General features: G+C 71.6%; 22 protein-coding genes. 6 read left to right on the forward strand and 16 right to left on the reverse strand.

Annotated elements, in window-relative coordinates:
• Window positions 1-205 precede the first annotated feature (205 nt).
• The 5 genes from GVL03_RS16835 to GVL03_RS16855 all read right to left on the reverse strand — a co-directional run bounded on the left by GVL03_RS16835 (window position 206) and on the right by GVL03_RS16855 (window position 6,633).
• Complete coding sequence (locus GVL03_RS16835; protein WP_159502169.1) at window positions 206-1,579, reverse strand: FAD-binding oxidoreductase; 1,374 nt, start codon at window positions 1,577-1,579, stop codon at window positions 206-208.
• Between the two features lie 105 nt (window positions 1,580-1,684).
• Window positions 1,685-2,140, reverse strand: a complete 456-nt coding sequence (locus tag GVL03_RS16840) for a hypothetical protein (RefSeq protein ID WP_159502170.1) — start codon at window positions 2,138-2,140, stop codon at window positions 1,685-1,687.
• Between the two features lie 24 nt (window positions 2,141-2,164).
• A complete protein-coding gene (locus tag GVL03_RS16845; protein WP_373683850.1) occupies window positions 2,165-2,878 on the reverse strand; it encodes a CoA pyrophosphatase in 714 nt (237 codons plus the stop codon).
• A gap of 228 nt (window positions 2,879-3,106) precedes the next feature.
• Window positions 3,107-6,043 (reverse strand): DEAD/DEAH box helicase family protein, encoded by a 2,937-nt coding sequence (locus GVL03_RS16850; protein WP_159502171.1) that lies wholly within the window; start codon window positions 6,041-6,043, stop codon window positions 3,107-3,109.
• Between the two features lie 98 nt (window positions 6,044-6,141).
• Window positions 6,142-6,633: a small multidrug efflux protein gene (locus GVL03_RS16855; RefSeq protein ID WP_159502172.1), complete on the reverse strand. Its 492-nt coding sequence runs from the start codon at window positions 6,631-6,633 to the stop codon at window positions 6,142-6,144.
• A gap of 186 nt (window positions 6,634-6,819) precedes the next feature.
• On the opposite strand from GVL03_RS16855, the gene GVL03_RS16860 reads away from it, so the two are divergent.
• The 3 genes from GVL03_RS16860 (at window position 6,820) to GVL03_RS16870 (ending at window position 9,218) form a co-directional block, all read left to right on the forward strand.
• Window positions 6,820-8,067 (forward strand): sensor histidine kinase, encoded by a 1,248-nt coding sequence (locus tag GVL03_RS16860; protein WP_159502173.1) that lies wholly within the window; start codon window positions 6,820-6,822, stop codon window positions 8,065-8,067.
• Window positions 8,064-8,666, forward strand: a complete 603-nt coding sequence (locus GVL03_RS16865; RefSeq protein ID WP_159502174.1) for a DNA-binding response regulator — start codon at window positions 8,064-8,066, stop codon at window positions 8,664-8,666. Before GVL03_RS16860 ends, GVL03_RS16865 begins: the two co-directional genes overlap by 4 nt.
• 207 nt (window positions 8,667-8,873) lie before the next feature.
• Window positions 8,874-9,218, forward strand: coding sequence for an HNH endonuclease (locus GVL03_RS16870; protein ID WP_159502175.1), 345 nt, complete (start codon window positions 8,874-8,876; stop codon window positions 9,216-9,218).
• Window positions 9,219-9,266: 48 nt separating this feature from the next.
• Here GVL03_RS16870 and erm read toward each other — a convergent pair whose 3' ends face one another.
• The 5 genes from erm to GVL03_RS16895 form a co-directional block, all read right to left on the reverse strand.
• Window positions 9,267-10,043 carry a 23S ribosomal RNA methyltransferase Erm gene (gene erm / locus GVL03_RS16875; RefSeq protein ID WP_159502176.1) on the reverse strand — a complete coding sequence of 259 codons (777 nt, stop codon included), beginning with the start codon at window positions 10,041-10,043 and terminating at the stop codon, window positions 9,267-9,269.
• Between the two features lie 246 nt (window positions 10,044-10,289).
• Window positions 10,290-11,489, reverse strand: coding sequence for an ABC transporter permease (locus GVL03_RS16880; RefSeq protein WP_159502177.1), 1,200 nt, complete (start codon window positions 11,487-11,489; stop codon window positions 10,290-10,292).
• On the reverse strand, window positions 11,486-12,199 hold the full coding sequence (locus GVL03_RS16885; RefSeq protein WP_159502178.1) for an ABC transporter ATP-binding protein: 714 nt from the start codon (window positions 12,197-12,199) through the stop codon (window positions 11,486-11,488). Before GVL03_RS16885 ends, GVL03_RS16880 begins: the two co-directional genes overlap by 4 nt.
• Entirely contained in the window at window positions 12,196-13,287 is a 1,092-nt protein-coding gene (locus GVL03_RS16890) for a peptidoglycan-binding domain-containing protein (protein WP_159502179.1), read from the reverse strand. The genes GVL03_RS16885 and GVL03_RS16890 overlap by 4 nt, the downstream gene beginning before the upstream one ends.
• On the reverse strand, window positions 13,284-13,997 hold the full coding sequence (locus GVL03_RS16895; RefSeq protein WP_159502180.1) for a hypothetical protein: 714 nt from the start codon (window positions 13,995-13,997) through the stop codon (window positions 13,284-13,286). The genes GVL03_RS16890 and GVL03_RS16895 overlap by 4 nt, the downstream gene beginning before the upstream one ends.
• Before the next feature lie 148 nt (window positions 13,998-14,145).
• On the opposite strand from GVL03_RS16895, the gene GVL03_RS16900 reads away from it, so the two are divergent.
• A complete protein-coding gene (locus GVL03_RS16900) occupies window positions 14,146-14,811 on the forward strand; it encodes a response regulator transcription factor (RefSeq protein ID WP_159502181.1) in 666 nt (221 codons plus the stop codon).
• Complete coding sequence (locus GVL03_RS16905; protein WP_159502182.1) at window positions 14,808-16,058, forward strand: ATP-binding protein; 1,251 nt, start codon at window positions 14,808-14,810, stop codon at window positions 16,056-16,058. The genes GVL03_RS16900 and GVL03_RS16905 overlap by 4 nt, the downstream gene beginning before the upstream one ends.
• A gap of 51 nt (window positions 16,059-16,109) precedes the next feature.
• On the opposite strand, the gene GVL03_RS16910 is transcribed toward GVL03_RS16905, so the two are convergent.
• The gene (locus tag GVL03_RS16910) at window positions 16,110-16,454 is read right to left on the reverse strand and encodes a DUF2200 domain-containing protein (protein ID WP_159502183.1); all 345 of its coding nucleotides are present in this window, start codon (window positions 16,452-16,454) and stop codon (window positions 16,110-16,112) included.
• Between the two features lie 106 nt (window positions 16,455-16,560).
• Here GVL03_RS16910 and GVL03_RS16915 point away from each other — a divergent pair, with 106 nt between their 5' ends.
• Complete coding sequence (locus GVL03_RS16915) at window positions 16,561-17,412, forward strand: endonuclease/exonuclease/phosphatase family protein (protein ID WP_159502184.1); 852 nt, start codon at window positions 16,561-16,563, stop codon at window positions 17,410-17,412.
• A 27-nt stretch (window positions 17,413-17,439) separates the two neighbouring features.
• Here GVL03_RS16915 and GVL03_RS16920 read toward each other — a convergent pair whose 3' ends face one another.
• From GVL03_RS16920 to GVL03_RS16940, 5 genes are all read right to left on the reverse strand, one after another.
• On the reverse strand, window positions 17,440-17,742 hold the full coding sequence (locus tag GVL03_RS16920) for a protealysin inhibitor emfourin (protein ID WP_159502185.1): 303 nt from the start codon (window positions 17,740-17,742) through the stop codon (window positions 17,440-17,442).
• Window positions 17,720-18,811: a M4 family metallopeptidase gene (locus GVL03_RS16925; protein ID WP_159502186.1), complete on the reverse strand. Its 1,092-nt coding sequence runs from the start codon at window positions 18,809-18,811 to the stop codon at window positions 17,720-17,722. The genes GVL03_RS16920 and GVL03_RS16925 overlap by 23 nt, the downstream gene beginning before the upstream one ends.
• A gap of 73 nt (window positions 18,812-18,884) precedes the next feature.
• On the reverse strand, window positions 18,885-19,697 hold the full coding sequence (locus GVL03_RS16930; RefSeq protein ID WP_159502187.1) for an ABC transporter permease: 813 nt from the start codon (window positions 19,695-19,697) through the stop codon (window positions 18,885-18,887).
• Between the two features lie 7 nt (window positions 19,698-19,704).
• Window positions 19,705-20,532, reverse strand: a complete 828-nt coding sequence (locus tag GVL03_RS16935) for an ABC transporter permease (RefSeq protein WP_159502188.1) — start codon at window positions 20,530-20,532, stop codon at window positions 19,705-19,707.
• 77 nt (window positions 20,533-20,609) lie between these two features.
• On the reverse strand, window positions 20,610-21,788 hold the full coding sequence (locus tag GVL03_RS16940; RefSeq protein WP_159502189.1) for an extracellular solute-binding protein: 1,179 nt from the start codon (window positions 21,786-21,788) through the stop codon (window positions 20,610-20,612).
• Between the last annotated feature and the right edge of the window lie 32 nt (window positions 21,789-21,820).

Below are 21,820 nucleotides of genomic sequence, written 5' to 3' on the forward strand. Positions count from 1 at the left end.
TGGGCTCGGAGATGGGTATAAGAGACAGCCGTACAATGGAAAGGGCAGGGGATGCGCCGCTCGATCCGAAGTGTCGTCATGGCCCCCGATGTCGGGGTCGGCGTTGCAGGACCCCTTCGGGGCGATCGGTGGGGGGGAATCCGGTCGCTGCCCTTCGTCTCGGAGCTTCGCTCCTCGCTCAGGGACCGAGAGCGGAGGCCTTCGCTCAGATCTTGCGGCCCGGGTTGAGGATCCCGTGCGGGTCGAACACCGCCTTGATCCGCCTCTGCAGGTCGCGGATGCGGGGGCTCGACTCGCCGACGAGTCCGTCGAGCTTCACGGTGCCGATGCCGTGCTCGCCGGCGATCGTGCCGCCGAGCTGCTGGGCGAGCTCGAGCAGTTCCCGTTCGGCGCGGTGCGCGGCCTCGACGGCGAGCTGGTCGTCGCCGTCGAACACCACGGTCGGATGCAGGTTGCCGTCGCCGACGTGTCCGGCGAGGCTGATTTCGACGCCGAGCCGTTCGCGGATGCGTTCCGCGCCGACCGCGAACGCGGGCAGCTGAGAACGCGGTACTGCGAGGTCGCCGTGCGTCGTGCCGCTACGGACCGCGATGAGCGCGGCGTTCAGCGACCGTCGGGCGGCGAAGAGCTCGTCCAGAGCCGCGGGATGCTCGGCGCGGGCTATCGTCAGGGCACCGTGCTCGCGGACCGCCGCTTCGAAGTGGTCGAGGTCCGCGCTGCCGCCGACATGCGCGTCGGTGACGACGAGGAGCCAGGCCCGGGCGTCCTCGGGGATGCCGAGGTCGGGACGTATGATGCGCACGCCGCGGAGGGCTACCTCATCGAGGAACTCGAGCGCGGACGGCAGTCGTTCTCCGGTCGCGATCGTGTTGGCGGCCTCGAACGCGGACGCCGCATCAGGGAACGTCGCGCAGACGCCCCGGCTCGGGCCGGGCGCAGGATGCAGTGCGAGAGTCGCCTCCGTGACGACGGCGAGGGTGCCCTCCGATCCGACGATGAGGCTCGTCAGGTCGAGACCGGCGACCCCTTTCACGGTGGCGGGGCGGGTCCGCTCGACCGTGCCGTCGGCGAGGACCACCTCGAGGCTGCGCACCGCATCGCGTGTGACGCCGTACTTGATGCAGCGCATCCCGCCCGCGTTCGTCCCGATGGTGCCGCCGATCGTGGCGCGATCCGCGGAAGCCGGGTCGGGCGCGTAGAACAGGCCGTGCTCGGCGACGGCGCGTTGCAGGTCGGCGACGATCACTCCGGGCTGCACGACGGCGACCCGATCGACGGAGTCGATCGACAGGATGCGGTCGAGGCCGGTCAGGTCGAGCAGGATCGCGCCGTCGATGGCGGCCGAGCCGCCGACCAGACCGCTCCGGCCGCCCTGCGGCACGATCGGGATGCCGGCGCTCGCGGCGACCTGCACGACCGCCGCGACCTCGGCCGTCGAGGCGGGGCGTGCGAGCACGGCCGCGCGAGCGGCCGGCGCGCGCGAGGCGTCGGTCGCATGCGCGGTGAGCACGGCGGGATCCTCGATCACCTGTTGCGGCGGGATGCGGTCTCGGAGGAGATCGACGATCGAGACTGTCACCCCTCCAGCCTATGGACGGGAGTGCCGTGTGCCGAGAGACCGGTCATGAGCAGACACGAACGTGTGACGGGCGCGGGCCGTGCCCAGCGCCGCGCCCGTCCGACGTCACGCGCTCCGCCGCCGGATCGTCAGTTCGCCGATGTCGTCGGGCGTGATGAGGCGCAGGCCGTCGTCGTGCAGCAGGAGCTGAGCGCGCAGCGGCACACCGACGGTCGCGCACGACTCCGCCATCGCCCGTGCCCTGGCGAGGTCCTTCCCCGCGAACCGTCGGGATCCGACGCGTTCCCACACGATCATGAGGGTCGCCAGATCGAACTCGCTCTGCAGATGGCGGACGCGCTCCGCCATCACATGGGCGAAGCCCTGCGCACCGATGTCGACGGTCTGGATCGGCTCGTACGGATCGGCGGGAAAGTCGTCGCACGGCATGATCGGGTCGGTGATGCCGTCGTTCTCGTCGAGGAAGAACAGCCACAGCTGACGACGGATCGCCTGGCCGAGCAGGGGCGCGAGGGCGTCCACCAGGTCGTCGTCGGTCGAGAGGATACGGGCGTCAGCCACCGCGGGGCTTCTGCGCGGACCTCGCTACGGGATCGGGATCTCGCGGCCTTCGTCCCACGGCTCGCCCCAGCCGAGGCGGGTGAAGAGCTCGTCGAGCAGCATTCCGGTGAAGCCCCATACGAGATGCGTGCCGGTCGCGTGGCGCACGAGGAATCCGGGTCCGCGCAACTCCCGCCCGTCTCGACGGATCACCGTGGTGCCGCGGTTGGCGGGGTCGAGCAGATCGGCGACGGGTGCGCGGAACACGTCGGCGGACTCGGCCTCGTCGACCACGCGCACGGGCGAGGGATGCCGCCACCACGCGAGCACGGGTGTGACCATGTGTCGTGAGAACACGAGCGGAACGGTCTCGAGCGGGCCGAGCACCTCGACGCCGGCCGGGTCGAGACCGGTCTCCTCCTGCGCCTCGCGGAGCGCTGCGGCGACGGTGTCGTCGTCGCCCGGATCGATGCGTCCGCCGGGGAAGGCCACCTGTCCGGCGTGCGCCCGCAGCGTCGATGCCCGAGCGAGCAGCAGCACGTCGAGATCCCGCGACACGGCGTCGGCAGCGGCGTCATGGGTGCTCGGGTACGCGTCGAGCACGCCGAACAGCATCAGCACCGCGGCCGGGCGCGAGTCCGCCGGCACGACGAAGCCGCTGAACGACGCGAACACGGGCGGGCCGTCGCCGGATGCGGCGGTCTCCGCGAGTGCGAAGAGCTGCGCCCGCGCGTTCAGCGGGGCGGGGTCGACGGACACCCGTCCAGGCTAAGCCCGGCGAGCGTCGGTACGGCGCCTCAGGGCGCAGCGCCGCAGAAGGGCGCGTCCACCGGCACGACACCTCGGAGTCGAGCTCCCCACCCCCGGTCGTCGGACCGGACATGGACACGGCGCCTCACCCGCCTCACGTCGCAACTTCCGCCCCACGGATCCGACGACTGGCGACCCATCCGCCCGTCGAAGACCGACCACGTCGACGTTTCCGACCTACCGCCACTCCTCCCGAGCGAGCGCGGCGACCGGCCCGGCCTCGTCTCCCCCGCCCCGCCGGGCCTCGGCCATCAGCGCCAGACGATCGGGACGATCCATCGTGTGCAGGGTGCACGCGCCCACGAGTCGCGCCCATTCCGCGGCGAACGCCTCGGCGTCGTCGCGTCGCCGTCCGATCGCTGTCGGCACCGGAAGGAACTGCCGCTCCGCGGACATCCGCCCGCCCATCCGCAGCACGGCGCGCACCACGGGCGACCGCCCGCCGCGCCCGGTCTCGAGCAGGTGGCGCGGCGTGCGCACGGGCCCCCAGAGCTCTCCGAGCGCCTCGGCGAACGTGCGCTGATCGGGCATCGCCGCATCCGGCACCGCCACGGTCACCGGCATGACGCCGTCGTGCACGACACCTTCCGTGACCACCGGCGCGACCGATCGGTCGGCTACGCGCCCCGCCCGCCGCAGCGACGACCACACGACCATCGCGATGCGCCGGAGCGTCTCTGCGCTGCCCACGGTCTCGGCGCGCGCCCGGTACCACCCGACGGCGAGGGGGATGCCGGTCCACGCAGCGAGAGCGAGCAGCACCGCCCCCACGCCGATGCCGACCTCGCGCCCCGCGAGCGACGCGAGCGCGGTTCCGCCGGCCACGACCGCCGCCGTTCCCCCGAGCGCGCCGCCGAGCGCGCGGGCGGCCGGCCGGCTCGTGCGGAAGAGCGGCGCCGAGACCCCGCGCGACACGACGGCGCTCACGCCCTCTCGATCGACGTACTCCTCCCCGATGCGCCAGTCCGCGCGGGTCTCGGCGCGCGGCGGCAGCGCGCGCAGGTCGTTGAGCGCCTCGACGGAGCCCGCCCGAGCCTTCCGCTCGTTCGCGCGCAGTCCCGCCCGCTGCGCAGCGTCCAGGGCGCTCGTCAGGCCGCGCACCACGCGCGTCGGATCGTCGGCGTCGAGCCCCCAGAGCCGGGCGTGCTTGCGGCGCAAGCGTGCCGCATCCGGCGCCGCCTCGAGGGGGAACGCGGGCGGCAGCAGAGCTGTGACCGTCCAGTTGTGGGCGACCTTTCCGGGCCAAGCGGGGTCCAGGCGCAGAGTGCGCCCGCGCAGCTGCTGCGTCGCCGAGGCCGTGGCGACCGCCGTGAGGTCGATGAGCGTGTTGACGGCGGGGCAGTCCCATCCTTCGCCGAAGAGCCCGCGGGTGCCGACGACGACCTGCAGGTCGCCGCGCGTCAGAAGCTCGGATGCGGCGCGGACGATCGAGGCAGCGGCCACCCCGGGCGCGTGCACCTCGCTCACCTGCGGCGCGTCCAGGAGCGGGGCCGCAGCGACGGGGACGCCGAGCAGGTCGCCGAGTGCGCGCACGAGCGCCTCGGCGTCGCGGGTCGCGACGCGCGTGCGGCTGCCGGTGACGAGCATGGAGCGCAGGCTCGCGGTCGATGCGTCCGCCGCGACGACGCCGAAGGTGCGCAGGGCTCCGGCCGTGCCGACGAGCCCGCCGTGCTTGTTGCCGTGCTCGGCGAAGTCGGTGACGACGAGCGCGCGCAGGCGACCGTCGCCGAGTGCGGTGCGTTCGAGGCGCAGGATGTCGCAGGCCGCGTAGTCCTTCGCGAGCGACGACGCGAGCATCGTGTCGACGGGGTCGCGGGTGCGGCGCACGCCGCGGTCGGTGAGCGTGTAGCCGAAGTCGGCGAGGGTGCGGCGGATACGCTCCCACAGCGGTTCGAGCGTCGGATCGGGCAGCACGCGGTCGAGCGCGAAGCGGGCGAGCAGGCGCAGCGACTCGTCGCTCGTCGGCGCCCGGAGCGCCGCATCGGGCAGACATGCGACGAGCGGATGCCGCGGCGCCACGGTCGCGAGCATGGCCGCGGCCGCCTCGGATGCGGCGAAGTCGTCGGCGAACGCCGCGGCGAGACGTGCGTCAGTCTCATCGGTCTCGGGCGCCGGTGGTCGAAGCTGCGAAGGCGCGGGTTCGGGTTCGGGTTGCAGCGTCTCGATGAGATGGGCCAGGCCTGTGTCGCCGGCGAAGGTCGTGCGCAGCAGCGCGGCGAGGCCCTCCGCGTGCGCGGCGAGGAACGCGAGCTCCTCGCGGGTGGGCTCGGCGAAGCGCACGAGGTCGCGGTACGGCGCGAGGTTGCCTTCGCGCACGACGGCGGGCACCGGCACCTCGTAGTCGACGTCGCCGAGCAACGACGTGTAGTTGTCGTACTCGTCGGCATCGTCGGGCGAGGGCAGCGTGGCGGTGAGCCCGATGAGCAGCGGCTCACGCCCCGCAGCCTGCAGCCGGGTGACGAGGGTCGCGACGACGAGCGCCCAGTGGTCGAGCAGGTGGTGGCACTCGTCGAGCACGATCGTGTCGACGTCGTGCGCGACGAGCCTGTCGATGAGCGCCAGGGCGTTCGGATGCAGCGCGGTGGCCAGCACATCGGGATCCTCCCGCACGAGCTGCCGCCGCAACGTGCGCGAGCGTCGGGCGATGCCTTTGCGGTACGCCTGCGCGTTGCCGGCCCGAAGGTCGTCGAGCCATCGGGCGGCGATCTCGGGCGAGCGTCCGTCTGCCTCGAGCTCGTCGCACCAACGCGCGTGGGCGAGCCCCGCGAACGGATTGGACGAGTCGAGCACGCTCACCGCCTGGTAGGTCAGGGCGGTGAGATCACCCGGATGCTCAGGATCCTCCGAGACCGCGCCGGGGTCGGCCGCGAGGGATCCCGCCGCCCGCGTCCACTGCTCCCGGATGGTGACGGTCGGGGCGAGCACGACCGTGCGGTGGCCGCGACGCGCGGCGAGCAGGAGGCCGAGGATGGTCTTGCCGGACCCCGGTGGCGCGACGATGTGGAGCGCAGCGCCGCCGTGCACGTCGACGCGCTCGAGCACGTCCGCCTGATAGCGACGGAGGACACCGGTGAACCGCCACGACGCGAGCGGGGAGGGGGCGGCGTGCGGCACGTCTTCAGCCTACGAGGCGACGTCATGTCCACGCCGCCGGAGGCGCCCGACGACCGCTCCTCGCGCCGCGGCCGCGGACGAAGCGCGCCGCGAGGACATCAGAGCGCGATGGCGATCACGCCGGTGACGATGAGGGTCAGCAGTGTCGTCCACAGCGCGATCGCCACCGCCTGCCATGCCAGCACGCGCCCCTTCGGCACACCCGAGCCGGCCAGCGCGGCCGCGGTGAAATGCGTCGGCAGCAGGAGCGGCCCGAGCAGGCTCACTCCGGCCACACCGTAGCGGTGGAACGCCTTCTGGAACTTCTCCCTCCGCGCCGAACGCGGTCTGGGCTCCCGCCTGCCGGTCACCGCGGCACGGATCCGCGCCCCGAGCAGCACGACGATCGCGACGGCGACGAGATTGCCCGCTGCTGCCGAGACGGCCGCGACGACCGGATTCAGACCGCCGACGATGCCGATGACGGCGCCGCCCTCCCCCTCGATGAACGGCACGGCGCCCGCCAGAGCCACGATCAGCGGCTGCAGCCACTCCGGAAGCTGCGCGACGAGATCCTGAAAGCCGAGAACGAGTTCTTCGATGGGGTTCATCGTGGGCCTTTCGGTAGCGGGTCCGCAGGTGAGCGGCTGTGACTCCATCCCATCGGGGACGCTCCCCGGCCGGCAGTGCCGCCGTGTCACGACCGATCGGGAGGATGCGACATCCCACCCGTGACGAATGTCACGACCGTCGCCGGCAGCGGTGTGCGCGTGCATCGGCTGACTTAGCGTTGAGGGATGACCACACCCCGCCTCGCCCCCGCGGACGACGACGCCCCGCGCGTCGGTCAGCGCGCCCTCGCTCGCGGCGTGACCGCGACCTGGTGGTACACCTTCTCGGGTGTGGTGTTCCTCGGCATCGTGTCGATGTCGCAGTGGCTGCTCTGGCTGCCGGTCCGCTTCGACGACGTGGCATGGCGCCTCGTCCTGACGTCCGGGGCCGCGGCACTCGCGCTCTGCGGTCTCGTGGTGCTTCTGCACGCGTACCGGCTGGATGCGCTGGGCGCGCGTGATGAGGGCGGGCTCCGGCTCCCGCCCCGGGACCTGATCGGGCTGGGCACGACCGCCGCGGCGGCGGTGCTGCTCGGCGTCGCGATGGGATCCTGGTTAGCGGGCGTCGGCATCGTCGCCCTCGCCCTCGGCGTGCGGCCGTGGCCTCCCCACGTCCGCTGGCGGGTGATTCTCGCACTGACCGCCGTCCTCGGCGCTCTCTGGGCCGCCGAGACGCACTGGTGGACGACACCGACGACGAGTTCACCGGTGTTCTTCGTGCCCGCGTTCTTCGCGACGCTGCTCCCCTTCGCCGTCACGTCGTCGCTATGGTGGTGGGACATCGTGCTCGAGCTCGACAGAGCGCGCCGGGCGGAGAGCCTGCTCGCCGCGACGAGGGAGCGCCTGCGCCTCGCGAACGACGTGCACGATCTGCAGGGACATCATCTGCAGGTGATCGCGCTGCAGCTGGAGCTCTCCCAGCGGCTGATGGACCGCGACCCCGAGGCGGCCGCGAGCGAGATCGCCCGGGCGCGCGCGGCGGTCGATGACGCACGTCAGGGCACCCGCGATCTGGCCACGGCGTTCCGCGGCGTGCCGCTACCCGACGAGCTCGAGAACGCCGCGGACCTGCTGCGCTCGGCCGGTCTCGACGTGCAGGCCCGGATGGAGGCCGACGCGGCGGACGCACCGGCCGACGTGCTCGGACCGATCGTGCGCGAGAGCGTGACGAACGTGCTCAAGCACGGCGACGGTCGCTGGGCACGACTGTCGCTCGAGCGGAGCGGGGACCACTGGGTGTACCGGATCGTGAACGACGACGCCGAGGCCGGCGGGGTGGCCTGGGGATCGGGGGTGGGCGTCATGACGGAACGGGCCAGAGCCGCCGGCGGAGAGGCGTACGTGCGGCGCGAGGCGGAGACGTTCGAGCTCACGGTGTCGCTGCCGGCCGCGACGGTCCGCCGCCCGCGTGCGCAGCTGCAGGGGTCCGCATGATCCGCGTCCTGATCGCCGACGACGAGGACATGATCCGCACGGCGCTGGCGTCGCTCCTGCGCCTCGAGAACGACCTGGAGATCGTCGCGGAATGCCGGTCGGGCACCGAGGCGGTCGAGGAGGCACGGCGCCTCGCCCCCGATGTCTGCCTGCTCGATCTGGAGATGCCCGGGCTCGACGGCGTGGAAGTGGCGGAGAGATTGCGCCGCGTCACGACCGCGCGCTGCATCATCGTGACCCGCCATGCCCGCCCCGGGGTGCTGCGACGCGCGCTGCGGGCGGGAGTCGACGGGTTCGTCCCGAAGTCGCGCCGTGCCGAGGAGGTGGCCGACATCATCCGACGGGTCGCCTCCGGACGCCGCCACGTCGACCCGGAGATCGCCGCGGATGCGCTCGCCGACGAGCGCAGCCCCCTCACCGACAGGGAGCTCGATGTACTGCGCGAGGGCAGGCGCGGCGAGACGATCGCCCAGATCGCCGCCGCCCTGCACCTCTCGCCGGGCACCGTCCGCAACCACGTCTCGTCGGCGCTCGGAAAGCTCGCCGTGACGACCCGGCAGCAGGCGACGGTCCTCGCCCAGGAACGCGGCTGGATCTGAAGCGAAAGTCTCCCGGGAGTGGGGAGATTTCGCTTCCTTCGTTGATCGTCAGCGACCCCGGCCGCTGACCCGAAAGTCTCCCCGGAAGAGGGGAGATCTCGCCTCCTCCGTTGATCGTCAACGACCCAGGCCGCTGACCCGACGTTCGGTAGAAGCCGCAGGGGGTGCCTCGACCGGATTCGCGCCGTGATCGGTTAGCCTCGCGACATGACGCTCCCTCAGACCCGTAGAGCACGCGCGGCGCGCCGGCGGACCCGGCGGGTCGCCGCATCCGGCAGCGACCTGACCGACACCGAGTGGTTCCGCATCCTCGACGCGTGGGCGTCGTGCGCGTACTGCGGGGCCGACGGTTCCGCCCTGCAGAAGGACTGCGTGCTGCCCATCTCGCGCGGCGGGCGATACACGCTCGAGAACGTCGTGCCCGCCTGCCGATCGTGCAACGCGAGCAAGTGCAACGAAGAGGTCACCTCGTGGATGCGCCGCCGCCGCCTCGACGAGCCACGCTTCCTCGTGCGTTGGGCCGGGATCATGGCGGCGTTGCGCACCGTCTGACCAGGTGCAGGGGTGGGGCGGGCCTGGACGGAACCGGGCAACCCGCGCTCACAACGGGTCTTGCTCGTCGCGCAGTGAGCGCCAGAGCGAGACCCACTGGGCGACGGTCAGGTCGCGCGGCAGACTGTCCGGCCGGATGCGGGCCCGGGCGACGGCGCGTCGCGAGACCGTCGCATCGGTGCCCGCGACGCGTCGGACGATCCGGTCGAGTGTTCTCCCTGAGCCGGTGTAGACCCCGCGGACGAAGCCCTCGTACGCACGACGCTCCTTCGCAGGCAGCAGGGGCGAGCCCCTTCTCGTGATCGTGAGGATGCCGCCGTCGACGCTCGGGCGGGGCGTGAACCCCCAGCTGGGCACGCGGCCGTGGAGCCGGAACTCGAACCACGGCGCGCTCTGGGCGGTCATCATCGTCTGCCCGCCAACGCCGGCTCGTTTGCGCGCTACTTCCCACTGGGTCACCAGCACGGCGTGCTCCCAGCGGGACTCGGTCAGGAGACGTCGGAGGATCGGGGTCGTGAGGTGGAAGGGGATGTTGCCCACGACCACCGGCACGGCGATCGGATGGCGCAGCGCGTCGGCGTGCTCGACCCGGACGCCCGGCAGAGCCCGAGCGAGACGACGCACCCTGTGCTCGTCGAGATCGATCGCGGTGAGCGAACGCCCGGATGCGGCGAGGATCCGAGTGAGAGCGCCATCGCCCGCCCCCAGCTCCAGGACGGGTCCTCTCGTCGAGGCGACGAGAGCGATGATCGTGTCGATCGTGGGTCGGTGGGTGAGGAAGTTCTGGCCGAGTTCATGTCGGCCGCCATGCAGAGAACGAGACAAGAGCGTGCTCCAAGGAGGGATTCGGAGCACCTGGAAGGGCGGACGTGGATACACGAGGACAGCCCGTCCGAGGTGCGGATGACATCTCGGAAGGACGGCGCGCTTATGCGAGCGACAGCGAGCGCGCCGTCAGGCGCGGCGGTCGCGGACGGTGAAGAAGCACCCCATCACGGGCGCACTGCATATCGTTCCCACGGTTCGACGGTAGCAGGCTCCGTCTGCCCGGAGCATATCCCGGCCGTGCGCTCAGACGTTTCGGAGCGCGGTGGTGGGCGCGAGCCGAGCCGCCCGGGTCGCGGGCTGCAGCCCCGCGACCACGCCGACGAGCAGCGACAGCGCGGGGCCTATGGCGAGGGCTCCGAGCGGGATGACGACGGGCTGTCCGGTGACGCCCGCCATGACCGCTGCGGCCACGGCACCGATCCCGACGCCGGCGAGTCCGCCGATCAGGGAGAGCACGACGGCCTCGGCGATGAACTGGGCGGCGATCTGGCCGGGCCGCGCACCGAGCGCTCGGCGCAGGCCGATCTCGCCGCGCCGCTCCAGGACGGTGACGACCATCGTGTTCGCGATGCCGACGCCGCCGACGAGCAGGGCGATGCCGGCGAGGGCGATGCCGAGGGTCACCAGGGAGTCGTCGGTGGTGGCGCGAGCCTCGGCGAGGTCGGAGAGCCTGGTCACGGCGACGTATGGCGAGCCGGGGCTGGCGGCGGCCGCGAGGATGTCACGGACGGCGCCTATCGCTCCGGGCTCGGCGCGGACGTAGATCGAGGCGATGTCGCCGATGGCGTCGCCGGCGAAGTGCTCGCGCGTCCACGCGTCGCCGAGGATCGCGGCGGTGTCGATGTCGGTGGCGAGGCCGGCGGATTCGAGGACACCGAGCACGCCGTACCATTCGCCGCCGATCAGCACGCGGTCGCCGGCGCGGTCGACGCCGAGTCGTTCGGCGGCGGTCGCGCCCAGGACCGTCACGGGCAGGTTCCGCGCGGCGTCGTCGAACCACCGGCCGGAGGCCAGCTCGCCCTCGATCGCGGCGAGCACGTCGGGACGCGCGACGGCGACGTTCAGACCGTTCGTCTCGGTCGCGGGCACGAGGTCGGTGCGGTAGACGGCGAGCCCCTCGGGGGCGGTCTCGAAGACACCGATGCGCTCGACGCCGTCCTGCCGGGCGATGCCCTCCGGGGCGGTGTCGGGCAGCGGGACCGGCTGCTGGTCGGGGCCGCTGCCGGGGGCGACGACGGCGAGGTCGGCGCCCATCGCATCGAGCTCCGCCAGCAGCTGCGCGCGGTTGGACGCCGAGGCGCCGGTCAGGGCGACGAGGGAGGCGATGCCGAGCGCGATGCCGAGCGCGGCGAGAACGGTGCGCTGAGGGCGGCCGGCGACGCCGAGCCAGGCTGTGCGGACGAGATCGGCGACGGTCAGGCGGTGCAGGCGACGGCGGGTCATCGGATCGGCTCCTTCTCTGCGAGGTCATGCGCGCTGTGCTGCTCGGTCGCGACGCCGTCGCGCAATCGGATACGACGCGAGAACCCGGCGGCCACCTGCTCGTCGTGCGTGACCACGACCACGGCCGTGCCGCGGTCGGCGATACCGGCCAGAAGGCCGACGACGCCCTCGCCGGTGGCAGTGTCCAACGCGCCCGTAGGCTCGTCGGCGAACAGGATGCCGGGCTCGCGCACGAGTGCACGGGCGATCGCGACGCGCTGCTGCTCGCCGCCGGACAGCTCGCCGGGGCGATGGTCAAGCCGACGCGCGAGCCCGACCGCGGCCAGCGCATCGGCCGAGCGTCGGCGCCGCGCGGCGTGGCGGACGCCGGAGTAGAGCAGCCCGGTCGCGACGTTCTCCACGGCCGACAGCGTCGGGAGGAGATGGAACTGCTGGAACACGAAGCCGATCCGCCCGGCCCGGAGCGCTGAGCGGTCCCGTTCGCGCAGCTCGGCGAGCCGATGACCGTCGACGAGCACGCTGCCCTCGGTCGGATCGTCGAGGGTGCCGAGGATCGCCAGCAGGGTGCTCTTGCCTGACCCGGACGGGCCGACCACCGCGACCTGCTCGCCGGCATCGATCGAGAGCGTCGTCGGGTGCAGCACGGTCACCGGAGGCGGGCCGGGGTATGTCTTCGCCGCGTCCCGCAGCTCGACCACCGGAGCGCTCATCGGGCGAGCACCACGAGGTCGCCCTCGGCGAGCACCGGACCGGCGCCGATGTCGGCGCCGCTGGCGAGCACCTGCACGCGAGCGTCCGCGACCAGCCCGATCTGTACCGAGGTCCGGGCGATCTCGCCATCCGCGTAGACCTCGACGGCGTAGCCTCCGTCGGCGGTCGCGACCAGCGCAGTGACAGGCACCACGAGCGTCGCCGGCTGTTCCTCCGTGTCACGGATCACGATCCGCACCGAGGCGGTGCCCGCGGGGGCGACTCGGGACTGGTCGGCGAACTCGACGATCGCCGACGGAGCTGTGGCTGCGTCCTCTTCGCCCGAGGATCGTCCGCCGGGATCGACCGACGACACTTCGGTGTCGATCTCGGTGCCATCGGGAAGGACGACGGCCACCGGCGTGCCTGCCGTCAGTTCGCGTGCCTGCGCCTCGGTGAGCTTCGCGGTCGCACGCAGTGTCGTCTCCGTGTAGGTGGCGGGGCTCGTGCCTGCCTCCCCGAGCCGGGCGGTGACCTGGGAGATCCGGATGCTGGCTGCATCGGCGACGACCACCGACGAGGGGGTGAAGGCGCCGGTCTGCTCGAGCCCGAGGCTCTTCTGCCAGTCGCGCACGGCCTGGCGGGTGAGACGGTCGAAGCTGCCGTCGATGTCGCCGCGGTAGAAGCCGAGGTCGACGAGGTTCTGCTGGAGCTGGCGGATGTCCTCCCCGTCGGCGGAATCCACCGACAGGTCTCGCCAGAACGGCCGCTCGCCGCGCAGCAGCACGATCGGGGCGCCGTCCGCCTCGTACACGCGCTGCCCGAGCTCGACGACCTGCCCCGCGACGGGAAGGACCGTGACCGCACCTGCCGGAGCGGGCAGCGGCACCGCGTCACCGTAGGTGAGCTGACCGTTCAGCCGTACCTGACTGGTCAGAGTCGCCAGCTCCACCGCTGCGGTCACCGGCTCGGCCGCGTCCGCCACCTGGGCGGTCCACGATGCCCCGGGGCGGAGGTACCAGGCCGCTCCGGCGGCCGCGATGATCAGCACCGCCGCACACCCCCACGCCCAGACGGCGCGGCCGCGCCGGGCGCCCGTCCGGCTCATTCTTCGCCCTGCGTGACGCTGAACGATCCGCCACCGCCCATGACGTCCAGCAACACGGCCTGCCAGTCGAAGCCCAGCTCGTCGGCGGGGGACGACCAGGCGAGACCGGGATCGTCCTCGGACCAGCAGGCGGTCAGCACCGCGCGGAACTCGGCCTCGGTCAGCTCCGCAGGCAGGGCGATCGCGCCCGACGCGGCGTCGGGGTCTGCCACCCAGGCGAAGCCCTCGTCGCGGGCGCACCGGGCGAACTCGAGCGCAGCCGCACGCTGCCGCTCCTGCTGCTCCCGCACGGCCGGATCGTCCTCGGGGTCGTACTCCGGCTGCACGAAGTCCGGATGCTCCCTCTCGCATGCCGCATAGGCGTCCTGCGTGTCCGGATCATCGCCGAAGTACGCCGAGGACTGCGCAGCGACCCACGAGCTGCCGTCCGCCTCGCCCATCATCAGCAGCGGGCTCTCCGCCCCGTCGTCGGAGCCGCTGCCGATCGAGAGCTCTCCGTCGACGCTCTCGGAGGCGATCCTGACCACGACATAGCCCTGATCGGAGATCTTCGCGTCCACTCCGGCGGCCTTCAGGCAGGCGACGAACTGCGTCGGCTCCTCATCCCCTGCATCATCCGGCGCCGGGACCGTCGTGCAGCCGGCCAGGGCCAACGTCAACAGTGCCGCGACACCGACGCCGATCCTGTTCTTCATCGTGCTCGTGCTCATCGCCATATCCCTTCTCGCGCCGCCCGGACGTCGGGCACGAGGCCACTGTCACGCTCGACCGGTTCGGTGCGGGTCATGGTCGGCTTGACCTGGACTTGACCACGACCGGTCATGCTGGAGGCGGAAGAGAGAAGAGAGGTGGCGCAGGATGCGGCTGCTGCTGGTGGAGGACGAACGCGAGCTCGCTGACGGGCTCGCGGACGGGCTGCGGCGCGAGGGCTACGCCGTCGAGGTCGCCCACGACGGCGCCACCGCCCTCTCCCGCGCCGCGGCCACCGACATCGAGCTGATGGTCCTCGACCGCGATCTTCCGGTCCTCTCCGGCGATGCCGTGTGTCGCACGCTGCGGGAGCAGGGACACCCGATGCGCATCCTCATGCTCACCGCCGCCGGCACCCTGGACGACCGGGTGGCCGGCCTCGATCTCGGCGCGGACGACTACCTGTCCAAGCCGTTCGCCTACGTCGAGCTGCTCGCCCGCCTCCGGGCGCTCGCCCGCCGCGCGGGACACGGCTCCGGCACCGTCCTCGAGGCCTGCGGCGTGCGAATCGACACCGTGCGCCGTGCTGCCGAGCGCGACGGCCTGCCGCTGCGGCTCACCCCGAAGGAGTACGGCGTGCTCGAGTCGCTGCTGTCCGCCCGCGGCGGCTGGATCAGCGCGGACGACCTGCTCGGCGACGTGTGGGCCGAGACCGACGAACGCGGCCGCGGGGTCGTCAAGGCCGCCGTCCACACTCTGCGTCGCAAGCTCGGTCACCCCGACCCCATCGACAGCGCCCCCGGGCACGGCTACCGGATCAGCGACCTCCGATGACCGCGCGCAGACGGTGGGGATTCCGCGCCCGGCTCGCCGCCCTCATCGCCGGCGTGTTCATCACCGGCGGCGTCGTGCTCCTCGGCGTCCAGTACCTCCTCGTGCAGCAGCTGTTCGCCCAAGGCATCAGCACCATCACCACGGGATGCTTCAGCACCACCGACCAGAGCGGACACAGCTCGGTCTCCGACGACCAGCTCGCCGAGACCTGCACCATCGGAACCGGCAGCGGCGATGACATCAGCGTCACAGGGACGGGCGGCGGTGTGGGCTCCGTCGTGGTCCAGCAGACCACCGAGCTCTCCCAGGAGGTGCTCTCCGGGCTGCTCATCTGGTCGGTCATCATCCTCCTCGTCTTCGCCGGGCTCGCCGTGCTCGCCGCCCGATGGCTCTCCGCCCGGTCGCTCGACCGCATCTCCGGGATCACCGCGACCACGCGTGAGATCACCCGAGACGACCTGCACCGGCGTCTCTCCCTGCCCGGCCCCGACGACGAGATCAAGGAGCTGGGAGACACCATCGACGGCATGCTCGACCGCCTCGACGAGGCCTTCACCCGGCAGGACCGCTTCATCACCGGCGCGTCCCATGAGCTGCGCACCCCGCTCACCACGACGCGCACGCTCCTGGAGATACCGCTGACCCAGGGCCGCGTCCCCGCCGAGTTGGAACCGGCCGTGCGCGGAGCGCTTGCAGCGAACGCTCGCAGCGAGCGTCTCATCGCCGCGCTGCTCGCCCTCGCCCGGGTCCGCCACCGCGACGGGGCGCTCCCTCTCGCCCCCGAGGCCGACCTGAGCGCCGTCGCCGCGGCCGCCCTCGACGGGCACGAACGGGACATCGCGGCGCGTTCGCTCCGCCTGATCGCTCCCGTCGCAGCGCCGGCGGTGGCCGCCGCAGAGCCCGAGCTGGTGCGGATCGCCGTCGGCAACCTGGTCGACAACGCGGTCCGCCACAATCGCGACGGCGGCGAGCTCACCGTTCACGCCGGCACTGATGAACGCGGCGCGTGGATCGAGGTCTCCAACAGCGGGCGCGACCTCACCGGCACCGACCTGAGCGCGCTGACCGAGCCGTTCCACCGCGGTGAGGACAGTCGGCTCGCCGGCGACGGTCTCGGCCTGGGCCTCGCTCTCGTCGAGACGATCGCGCGCAGTCAGGGCGGGACGCTCGTCCTCACGCCCAGGGACGGCGACGGCCTTCGGGCCCGGTTGTCCTTCCCGAGACGCGCCGGGGACGACGAAAGGTGACGCTGACCTCCGCTCGGGCCGGGACGGGGCGCCGTGGACGCACATGCGTCACTATCCGCTGCGCTGGATCTTCTCCATCGCCTTGCCCTTGGCGAGCTCGTCGATGAGCTTGTCAAGGTAACGGATCCTCTGCATCAGCGGATCCTCGACGTCCTCCACGCGCACCCCGCAGACCACGCCGGTGATGAGCGACGCGTTCGGATTGAGCGGGGCCTCGGCGAAGAACTCCTCGAACGTCGTCTTCTCAGCGAGATGGCGCTCGAGCTCCTGCTCGTCGAAGCCGGTCAGCCAGAGCACCAGCTGGTCGACCTCGTCCTTCGTGCGTCCCTTGCGCTCCGCCTTCGCGACGTACATCGGGTAGACCGAGGCGAAGCTCGTGGTGAAGATCCTGTGCACACCGAGAGCGTAGCCGCCGAGGCCGCGTGACCGGCGCCGCCGTCTCTCCCCTACGGTGGGATCTCCAGCTGCCGCGACGGCTGCCCGCCATCCGAAAGAAGACCACATGACCGGCGCACTGATCGGTCCGGCGCTCGCGCCCGACCTGCACGTGATGACCTACAACATCCGTCGCCGGATGGACGGCCCGCTCGTGCGTCCTGCCGACCGCTGGCGCGAACGCGAACCTCGGATGCAGCGGCTGCTGCGCGCCGAGACGCCCAGCGTGCTCGGCGCCCAGGAGGTGCTGCCCGGCCAGGCGACGGCGCTCCTCGCCGCGCTCGGGACGGCCTACCGGCTCGTCGGTCACGGCCGGGACCGCGACGGGCAGGGCGAGGGATGCCCCATCCTCTATGACACCGGACGCCTGGAGCTGCTCGCCTGGGAGCAGAACGCGCTCTCCGACACCCCGCGCGCATCCGGCTCGCGGTCGTGGGGGAACCTCGCGCCCCGCATCGCGGTGAGCGCCGAGTTCCGCGACCTGGCCACCGGCGCCCGATTCCTGCACGTCAACACGCACTTCGACCACCTGTCGCGCCGCTCACGCGTGCGGTCGGCCGAGCACATCCGTCGCCGTGTCGTCGCCCAGCCTCTCCCGGCGATCGTGACGGGCGACCTCAACGCGGACGCCGGGTCTCCGCCGCTGCGCGAGCTCTTCGCCGACGACGGGCTCGTCGACGCGTGGGCTGCCGCATCCGAGCACGTATCCGCGCCCTGGGGCACGTTCGGCAGCTACCGCACCCCGCGGCGAGACGCCCGCCGCATCGACTGGATCGTGGTGACGCCGGGCATCACGGTGCGAGCAGCAGGCATCAATGCGCGCCGCGTCGACGGACGCTGGCCGTCGGATCATCTACCCGTCCAGGCCATCGTCCGCATCCCGGCGGGACGTACGAGGGCGGAACGCACGACCGGGTGACGTGGGCGCTCCTGCCCCACCTCCGCGTCACGCCTCGGCCGCGCGCACCGCGTCGACGAGCTCACGCCACGCACCGCGCATCTCCGCGTCGGTCAGCTCACGGCGGCAGTCACCATCGGGCGTGCGGGCGTGGATGCTCCAGACATAGCGATCGGCGCCGCGCGCCGGCGGGGAGGACGCGTCCCACGGACATCGGTCGATGAGAGCGACCCAGCGGGCGGCCTCCGCCTCGGGCGGCGCCGCCCGCCAGCGTCGGCGGAGGCCGGCGATCCCGCCCGATCGCACGACCGACACGACCACGCGGCCCTCAGCCCGCTCGGTTCCGCTCATCCTCCGTCACGCCGACGCTCGTCCAGGCGTCTCGCACCGCGTCGGCCACCTCCGAGTTCCCACCGTACTGCTCGGCCGCGGCCGCGATCGTGGCCGCGGCGAAGTCGGCGAACGTCGCCGTCGCCGTCAGTCCCCCGGTGAGCGCCCGGTACCAGACGAGCCCCGCACGCTTCCACGCGTTGCCGCCGAGCGCGCGGGCGGTGAGCGCGAACGCACGATTGGGGATGCCGGAGTTGATGTGCACTCCCCCGTTGTCGTCCGCGGTCACCACGAAGTCGCGCATGTGCCCGGGCTGGGGATCCCTGCCGAGCTCGTCGTCGTCGTACGCGGTGCCGGGCTCGATCATCGAGCGCAGCGCCCGCCCCTGCACGGCGTCGGTCAGGATGTCCTCGCCGATGAGCCAGCTGGCGGCATCCGCCGTCTCTCCCCGCGCGTACTGCTCGGTGAGCGCACCGATGACGTCGGCGATGGACTCGTTCAGGGCACCCGGCTGCCCCTGGTACTCGAGACCCGCCGTGTGCTGCACGACGCCGTGCCCGAGCTCGTGGCCGATGACCGACAGCGACCCGGTGAACCCGCGGAACACCTCGCCGTCTCCGTCGCCGAACACCATCCGCCGACCGTCCCAGAACGCGTTGTCGTAGTCGACGCCATAGTGCACCGTCGCCTCGAGCGGCGCGCCCGCGTCGTTCAGCGAGTTGCGCGCGAACGCCGCCAGAAGCAGCTCGAACGTCGCGCCGAGCCCGTCGAACGCCTCGTTCACCGCGACGTCGGCGACGGGTGCGTCGTCTTCGGCGCGCACGACCGCGCCGGGCAGCTGCTCGGTGTTCTGCGCGTCGCTGACGGTGCGCAGCGGCGCGTCGCTCAGCTCGGCGATCAGGTTGCCCGCCGCGTCGATCGACAGGTCGATGCGGGCGCGGAACGGCGGCCGACCGGCGATCAACGTCTGCCGGGCCGCCTCCGCGGCCCGCGGGAACACCGTCGACCGCGCCAGCCGCGCGAGCACGTACCCGGGCACGATGCCTCGATGTACGGCGGGCGGGGATCCCTCGTGCTCGACAGTTCTCATGCGGTGACCCTAGGCCCGGGCACCGACAAAGTCACCGTCCACGCCGTCGCCGTTCGCGCGTCGCACGGATCGCTCAGTCGCGATCCTCCGCCTCGCGGCCGAGCCGCTGAGAGGCCCAGACGGGCAGCAGCGAGAAGAGGATGACGACGGTCGCGACGACGTTGACCATGCTGGCCTCGTTCGGGCGGGCCATCTGGTTCATCATCCACAGCGGCAGCGTGTCGACACCGGCCGGGGCGGTGAAGATCGTGACCACGACCTCGTCGAACGACAGCGCGAAGGCCAGGATCCCGCCGGCGATGAACGCGGAACGGAACTGCGGGAAGGTGATCAGCCGGAAGGTCTGCCAGGGCGTGGCGCCGAGATCCCGCGAGGCCTCCTCGATGCTCGGGGTCATCCGGCGCAGACGCGCGAACACGTTGTTGAACACCATCACGATGCAGAACGTGGCGTGTGCGATGACCATGCCGAAGTAGCCCACGTGGATGCCGATCGGCTCGAGGATCTGGTTGTAGGTGTTGTTGAGGGCGACGCCGGTGACGACTCCCGGCAGCGCGATCGGCAGGACCACGAGCAGGTTCACCGCCTGCTTGCCGAAGAACGCGAACCGCTGGAGGGCGAAGGCGACGAGCGTGCCGAGCACGAGCGCGACCGCGGTCGCGCCGAGTCCGACGAGCACGGAGTTGAGCAGCGCCGCGCGGATCGGCTCGCTGACCAGCGCCTGCCCCCACCAGTCGAGCGACAGGCCCCGCACCGGCCAACTCGCGATGCGGGCCGAGTTGAACGAGTTCAGCACCACGAGGAACAGGGGGACGTACATGAAGACGAGCACGACAGCGACGACGGCCAGCAGGCCGATCCTGGCGCCCCGGGAGAGCCTGAGCATGGTGTTCCTACATTCTCTCGAGCGCGCCGCTGCGCTGGACGCTGATGAGATACACGACGACGAACGCGATCGGAACGACCGCGAAGGCGGCGGCGATCGGCGGGTTGAGGTTGATGTTGGACGCGATGATGCTGCCGATCATCTGGGTCGACCCGCCCACGAACTTCGCCGCGATGTAGTCGCCGAGGCTGAGCGAGAAGGTGAAGATCGACCCGGCGATGATCGCGGGCTTGATCAGCGGCAGCACGACAGTGCGGATCGTGCGCCCCGCCCCGGCCCCGAGGTCGGCGGCCGCGTCGAAGAGGTTGGTCGGCAGCTGCCGGATCGCGGTGTAGACCGGCACCGCCATGTACGGCAGCCACAGGTACGTGAGCGTGAGGATCACGGTCGTCACGCTGAAGCCGGGGCCCGTGATCCCGAGGGGCGCGAGAGCCCAGTTGAAGAACCCCTGATCCGTGAACGTGACGCGCATCGCGAGGATCTTCACCAGATATCCCGCCCAGAGCGGGAGCGTGATCGCCACCGCGAGGGACGCTCTCAGCCACGGGCTCGCGACCTTCGCCATGAAGATCCCGAGCGGCACCGAGATCGCGATGCACAACGCCGTCACCGCGAGGGCGATGAGGAGGGTCCGCACCGCGGTCGACAGGTACGCCGGATTGACGATCAGCTGCTCGAAGTTGCGCAGCGTGAAACCGGGCTTCACCTTGGAGGTGAACGGATCCGTCGTCCAGAACGCGGTGACCAGCAGCATGGCCAGCGAGAAGATGTAGATGCCGACGAGCCACAGCATCGGCGCGGCGAGGAGTCCTGCAAGGTGCCTCCGACGCTCCATGGGCGTTCCCTTCGTTCGTGAGTCGGGCCGCGGGCGGGCGGAGCCGTCGTGCGTCGGCTCCGCCCGCCCGGGGGGGGCTATCCCTTGACGGTCAGCCAGGCGTCCGTCCACTGCTGGAAGTTCGTGCACTGCACGTCCGTGCGACCGTCGATGCACTGCTCGATCGGGGTGGTCCAGAACCACACCTGGTCGAAGTACTCCTCGTCGAGAGCGTTGAAGTAGTCGCAGTGCGCGCTCGTCTCCTCGTCGATGTCGCAGAATGCGGCGTTCGCCGGCGCCATGCCGAAGTTCATCGCGATGGCTCCGTTGACCTCGGGCGAGCTCGTGTAGTCCATCCACGCGTAGGCGCAGTTCGGGCTGTCCGACTCCGCCGACAGCATCCACGCGTCCGACCAGCCCGTGGATCCCTCTTCGGGCAGCACGCTCTTGAACTTCTCGTCCTCCGTGAGCTTGCGCAGCACCTCCCACGACGTGCCGACGACCGAGTTCCCGCCGATGAACGAGGTGATCTGCGCGGCGGGGTCCGCCCAGTACTCCGACACGATCGCGTTCTGCTCCTTCAGCAGCGCGATCGCCGCGTCCAGCTGCGTCTGGTCGAGCGCGTACGGGTTGGTGATGCCGAGGTCGGGCTCGTGGGCCATGAGGTACACCGCGGCGTCGGCGATGTAGATCGGCGCGTCGTAGGCGATGATCTCCCCCGCGTACGGGCTGTCGCTCTCCCACACGACCGACCAGCTCGTGGGCTCCTCTGTGACGACCTCGCTGTTGTACTGCAGGATGTTCGCGCCGCGACCGATCGGCACGCCGTACGACTTCCCGTTGATGGTGTCGTAGATCTGCCCCTTCATGCCCTCGACGATGTCGTCGCCGAAGTTCTCGATCAGATCGAGGTTCAGGGGCGCCACGTCGCCGCCCGCGATGAGACGCAGGCTCGCATCCCCCGAGGCCGAGACGAGGTCGTAGTCGCCCGTGCGCATGAGCTGCACCATCTCGTCGCTGGTGCCGGCGACGCGGCGGTTGACCTCGCATCCGGTCTCGGCGGTGAAGGCGTCGGCCCACTCCGGTTCGACGAACCCGCTCCAGGCGACGATGTCGACCGAGTCCTCGTAGTCGCCGAGCTCCTCGTGCATCGGCACATCGGGGACGTCGATCGCGAGGCCGCCGTCGGCGGCGTCTCCGCCGTCGCCGCTGCAGCCTGCGAGCAAGAGCGTGGCGACGGCCACGACGCCCGCGGTGACGGTGAGTCTGCTTCTCATGGGTTGCTCCTTGCGTGGGGTTTCTCTGGGTG

The sequence above is a fragment of the Microbacterium sp. 18062 genome, from assembly GCF_902706225.1.
Classification (GTDB): Bacteria; Actinomycetota; Actinomycetes; order Actinomycetales; family Microbacteriaceae; genus Microbacterium.

Bases quoted from the DNA above. Each gene is read 5' to 3' on its own strand.
- GVL03_RS16855 (WP_159502172.1), bottom strand. From the start codon at position 6,633: ATGAACCCCATCGAAGAACTCGTTCTCGGCTTTCAGGATCTCGTCGCG.
- GVL03_RS16860 (WP_159502173.1), top strand. From the start codon at position 6,820: ATGACCACACCCCGCCTCGCCCCCGCGGACGACGACGCCCCGCGCGTC.
- GVL03_RS16865 (WP_159502174.1), top strand. From the start codon at position 8,064: ATGATCCGCGTCCTGATCGCCGACGACGAGGACATGATCCGCACGGCG.
- GVL03_RS16870 (WP_159502175.1), top strand. From the start codon at position 8,874: ATGACGCTCCCTCAGACCCGTAGAGCACGCGCGGCGCGCCGGCGGACC.
- GVL03_RS16880 (WP_159502177.1), bottom strand. From the start codon at position 11,489: ATGACCCGCCGTCGCCTGCACCGCCTGACCGTCGCCGATCTCGTCCGC.
- GVL03_RS16885 (WP_159502178.1), bottom strand. From the start codon at position 12,199: ATGAGCGCTCCGGTGGTCGAGCTGCGGGACGCGGCGAAGACATACCCC.
- GVL03_RS16890 (WP_159502179.1), bottom strand. From the start codon at position 13,287: ATGAGCCGGACGGGCGCCCGGCGCGGCCGCGCCGTCTGGGCGTGGGGG.
- GVL03_RS16895 (WP_159502180.1), bottom strand. From the start codon at position 13,997: ATGAGCACGAGCACGATGAAGAACAGGATCGGCGTCGGTGTCGCGGCA.
- GVL03_RS16900 (WP_159502181.1), top strand. From the start codon at position 14,146: ATGCGGCTGCTGCTGGTGGAGGACGAACGCGAGCTCGCTGACGGGCTC.
- GVL03_RS16905 (WP_159502182.1), top strand. From the start codon at position 14,808: ATGACCGCGCGCAGACGGTGGGGATTCCGCGCCCGGCTCGCCGCCCTC.
- GVL03_RS16915 (WP_159502184.1), top strand. From the start codon at position 16,561: ATGACCGGCGCACTGATCGGTCCGGCGCTCGCGCCCGACCTGCACGTG.
- GVL03_RS16920 (WP_159502185.1), bottom strand. From the start codon at position 17,742: ATGAGCGGAACCGAGCGGGCTGAGGGCCGCGTGGTCGTGTCGGTCGTG.
- GVL03_RS16925 (WP_159502186.1), bottom strand. From the start codon at position 18,811: ATGAGAACTGTCGAGCACGAGGGATCCCCGCCCGCCGTACATCGAGGC.
- GVL03_RS16930 (WP_159502187.1), bottom strand. From the start codon at position 19,697: ATGCTCAGGCTCTCCCGGGGCGCCAGGATCGGCCTGCTGGCCGTCGTC.
- GVL03_RS16935 (WP_159502188.1), bottom strand. From the start codon at position 20,532: ATGGAGCGTCGGAGGCACCTTGCAGGACTCCTCGCCGCGCCGATGCTG.
- GVL03_RS16940 (WP_159502189.1), bottom strand. From the start codon at position 21,788: ATGAGAAGCAGACTCACCGTCACCGCGGGCGTCGTGGCCGTCGCCACG.